The organism is Romboutsia sp. 13368 (genome assembly GCF_018336475.1).
In the GTDB taxonomy this organism is placed as follows: Bacteria; Bacillota; Clostridia; order Peptostreptococcales; family Peptostreptococcaceae; genus Romboutsia.
Genome location: NZ_CP048741.1, coordinates 477,814 through 482,198 on the forward strand (window position 1 = coordinate 477,814; position 4,385 = coordinate 482,198).

At 28.7% G+C, this 4,385-nt stretch carries 4 protein-coding genes; all 4 read left to right on the forward strand.

The genetic code is table 11. The features are described 5' to 3' along the window. Positions 1-221: 221 nt before the first annotated feature. The 4 genes from ilvA (at position 222) to sdaAA (ending at position 3,903) form a co-directional block, all read left to right on the forward strand. Positions 222-1,439 (forward strand): threonine ammonia-lyase, encoded by a 1,218-nt coding sequence (gene ilvA / locus G3997_RS02005; protein WP_296647272.1) that lies wholly within the window; start codon positions 222-224, stop codon positions 1,437-1,439. 164 nt (positions 1,440-1,603) lie between these two features. Beyond that, entirely contained in the window at positions 1,604-1,984 is a 381-nt protein-coding gene (locus G3997_RS02010) for a RidA family protein (protein ID WP_296647274.1), read from the forward strand. A gap of 343 nt (positions 1,985-2,327) precedes the next feature. Beyond that, entirely contained in the window at positions 2,328-3,002 is a 675-nt protein-coding gene (sdaAB, locus tag G3997_RS02015) for an L-serine ammonia-lyase, iron-sulfur-dependent subunit beta (protein ID WP_296647276.1), read from the forward strand. A gap of 19 nt (positions 3,003-3,021) precedes the next feature. Further along, positions 3,022-3,903: an L-serine ammonia-lyase, iron-sulfur-dependent, subunit alpha gene (sdaAA, locus tag G3997_RS02020; RefSeq protein WP_296647278.1), complete on the forward strand. Its 882-nt coding sequence runs from the start codon at positions 3,022-3,024 to the stop codon at positions 3,901-3,903. The last annotated feature ends 482 nt before the right edge of the window (positions 3,904-4,385 follow it).

Consider the following 4,385-nt stretch of genomic DNA (forward strand, 5'->3'; position numbering starts at 1 on the left):
ATGATAAATTTGAAGAATTGATGCGCAAAAATATAGTTAAAGATGCATATGTATGGAAGTAAAAGATTGTAAATWAATATAGTTAATTGTAAGAACATTTTAATTTTTTGAAAGAAAAAACAATTTAAACTTTAAAAAAATATGTTGATTTTTGTAAACAAAAGTTATACAATCTAATTGTTAATAAGAAGTCAGAAAAACGTTTACAGGAGATTGGTAAAATGACAAAAGTTACGTTACAAGATATAAAAAATGCAAGAGAAACGATAAAAGATATAGTAAAGAAAACTGATATATTAGAAAGTGCAAAGCTTAGTTCTATGACTGGGGCAAATGTTTTCTATAAATGTGAAAATCTTCAAAAAACAGGATCTTTTAAATTAAGAGGTGCTTGTAATAAGATAGCAAACTTAACTGATAAAGAAAAGTCAAATGGTGTTATAGCTTCAAGTGCTGGAAATCATGCTCAAGGTGTTGCACTAGGTGCTAAAATGACAGGAATAAAAGCTACAATCGTAATGCCAGCTACTGCTCCTTTAGCAAAAGTTACTGCAACAAAAGGATATGGTGCAGAAGTTGTATTAAACGGATTAGTTTATGATGATGCTTATGCAAAAGCAGTTGAATTACAAAAAGAAACTGGAGCAACTTTCTTACATCCATTTGATGATGAATATGTAATAGCAGGACAAGGTACAATAGGTCTTGAAATACTTGAACAATTAAATGGAAATGTTGATACTATACTTTGTCCAATCGGTGGAGGTGGAATAATAGCTGGTATAGCTGTAGCAGCTAAAGGAATAAACCCTAATATAAAAATAGTAGGTGTTCAAACTGCAAATATACCTTCAATGCATGAATCAATGAAAAATGGTGAAGTTACAACAGCATTTAAAGGTACTACAATAGCTGATGGTATAGCTGTTAAAACACCAGGAAACTTAACTTTTGATATAATAAAAGAATTGGTTGATGAAATAATAGTAATAGAAGAAGATGAAATAGCACAAGGTATGCTATTCTTAATGGAAAATCAAAAGGTTGTAGCTGAAGGATCTGGCGCTGTAAGTACAGCTGCACTATTAAGTAGAAAATATGTACCTCAAAAAGGTGAAAATGTAGTTTGTATAATATCTGGAGGAAATGTTGATGTTAATACTGTATACAGAGTTATAGGTACTGCTTTAACTAAAGAGGGTAGAAGATATGCATTCAGAACAGCTATACAAGATAAGCCAGGAGGACTTGCTGAATTAACTAAAATAATAAGTGAAAACGATGCAAATATATTAAACGTTAATTTATCAAAATCATCTATAGGTGGTGGATTAGGTAGCCTTATTACAGAAATGGTACTTGAAACATTCAATCAAGAACATATAGATAGATTAAAAGCATGTATAACAAAAGCAGGGTTTGAAATAGTAGAAATGTAATTTAAATAAAATAGAAATAAAAGTTAACTTTAAATTATAAAGCTAACTTTTATTTCTATTTAATATAAAAAATATATATGCAATAAAAGTTATATGATAGTATAATGATAAATGAAGATGTGTAATATACACATAGAGATTTAATTCGTAGGAGGAATTTTAATATGAAACATCAAGTAATACATACAGAAAATGCACCTAAAGCTATAGGACCATATTCTCAAGCTGTTAAAGCTGGAAATATGTTATTTGTATCAGGACAAGTTCCATTTGTACCTGAAACTATGGAAATAGTAGAAGGAGATGTTAAAGCTCAAACTGCTCAATCTTTAAAAAATGTTCAAGCTATATTAACTGAAGCTGGACTTGATTTTTCTCATGTAGTAAAATCTACAGTATTCATAAAAGATATGAATGAATTTGCTCAAATAAATGAAGTATATGCTGAGTTCTTTGGTGAAAATAAACCAGCTAGAGCTTGTGTAGAAGTTGCAAGACTTCCAAAAGATGTTAAGGTTGAAATAGAAGTAATAGCTATAGGATAGTTTTATAGTAAAGAAATGACCAGTTATAAACTGGTCATTTNTTTACTCAATAGATTTTTATAATATATATAAATCTATTAATGGTATTGTATTAAAAAAATCAATAGATATATAATAAAATTAAAATTTTAAAAAACGAATTTAATTAAATTAAAATAAAAGGTGTATTGTTACACATATATAGTTAATTTCTATAAATTATAAATNNNTTTTAAAATTAAATTTAATAATATATATACTTTTATCAATATACCTAAAAAGATATAAGTAAAAAGTAGGAATACTTAAATATTAAATTTAAGTTTAATTCTATATACAACGAGATAAGAAGAGAGGTAAAGTAATGGCTAAAGATTATAGTGTATTTGATATAGTAGGTCCTAATATGATAGGTCCATCAAGTTCTCATACTGCAGGAGCTGCAAGACTTGGAAAGAGTGCTTCTAAAATAGCAGGAAAACCAGTAAAGGAAGTAAAGTTTTTACTTCACGGATCATTTGCAGAAACTTATAAAGGTCACGGTACAGATAAAGCATTAGTTGGTGGTATATTAGGATTTGAGCCAGATGATGCCAGAATAAAGCATTCTTTTGAATTAGCAAAAGAACAAGGTGTAAAATTTGAATTCATTAAAACTGACTTAGGAGAAAACGTTCATCCTAATACAGTTAAAATGGAAATGATATTAGAAGATGGTTCTAAATCAAGTGTAATGGGTGCATCTATAGGTGGAGGTAACATAAAGCTTACTGAAATGGATGGATTAGCACTTGACTTTAATGGTTCAAGAAGCGCTGTGGTATTAGAACTAAAAGATATACCTGGTGCAATAGCATTTATAACAGGATTACTTGGTCATTATAATAAAAATATAGCAACTATATCTACTTATAAAGTAGCTAATTCAGAATACACATTCTTAACAATAGAAACAGATGATGAATTAGAGACAAGCTTAATAGATCAATTAAGAAAATTTGAAGTAGTAGCTAAAGTAGTAGTTTTAGATAAATTCTAATAAGTGAGGAGAGACAAAAATGAAATATAATTTCACAAGTGGAGCAGAGTTATTAGAAAAATGTAAAGAATTAAATATGACTATACATGAGTTATGTGTAGAAAGAGAAGCAGAACTTACTGGAATATCAAAAGAAGAAGTAAGAAATAAAATGAGAGTAAGTTTAAATATAATGAAAGAAGCTGTTGAAAAAGCAGTTAAAGAAGATATAAAATCTATGGGTGGTCTAATAGGTGGAGAAGCTAAGAAGTTAACTAACTTTAGAAATTCATCTGCAAAGACTGTTTCTGGAGGATTAATGAATAAAGCTATGGCTGCTGCAATGGGAACTATGGAAGTAAATGCTTCTATGGGACTTATAGTTGCTGCACCAACAGCAGGTTCTTGTGGTATACTTCCAGGAGCTATAGTTACAATAGGTAAAGAATATGACATAGATGATGAAACTATGATAGATGCATTATTCACAGCATCAGCTATAGGAGCTATAATAACTAGAAATGCAACTGTTTCAGGTGCTGAAGGTGGATGTCAAGCTGAAACTGGAGCAGCAGCAGCAATGGCATCAGCTGGTGTAGTTGAAATGATGGGTGGAAGCCCAGAACAAGCAGTGCATGCTGCATCTCATTGTTTACAAAACGTTATGGGATTAGTATGTGACCCAATAGCAGGACTTGTTGAAGTACCTTGTCAAGGAAGAAATGCTATAGGTGTTGCAAATGCTTTAATATCTGCAGAATTATGTTTAGCTGGTATATTAAATATAATACCATTTGATGAAACAGTAGAGGCTATGTATAAAGTAGGTAAGACTCTTCCAATGGAATTAAGAGAAACAGCATTAGGTGGAGTTGCTGCAACTTGTACAGCATGTTCTTTAACTAATAAAATATTTGGATAATATTAATAGAAGGTAATGCAATGCATTGCCTTTTTTATTATAAAAATAAGGAATTATAAAGGAACTTTGATTATATGTCGAATTGTAGATATATAATTAATGGTAAAATTAATAAAATAGGTGCGTTAAAAGTTTTTAAAGATAATAATGTAAATATAACTAAACTTAAAAATCTTATTTAAGTACATTGAAATGAAGTAAAATTTTATAATGATATATTAATTAAAGAAAAAGATAAAGCTATTGATTNNNTCAAAAAAGACTCCATAATAGGAGAAGTAGATATATAATTAATGGTAAAATTAATAAAATAGATGCGTTAAAAGTTTTTAAAGATAATAATGTAAATATAACTAAACTTAAAAATCTTATTTAAGTACATGGAAATGAAGTAAAATTTTATAATGATATATTAATTAAGGAAAAAGATAAAGCTATTGATTAATCAATAGCTTTATCTTTTTCTTTAATTAATATATCAT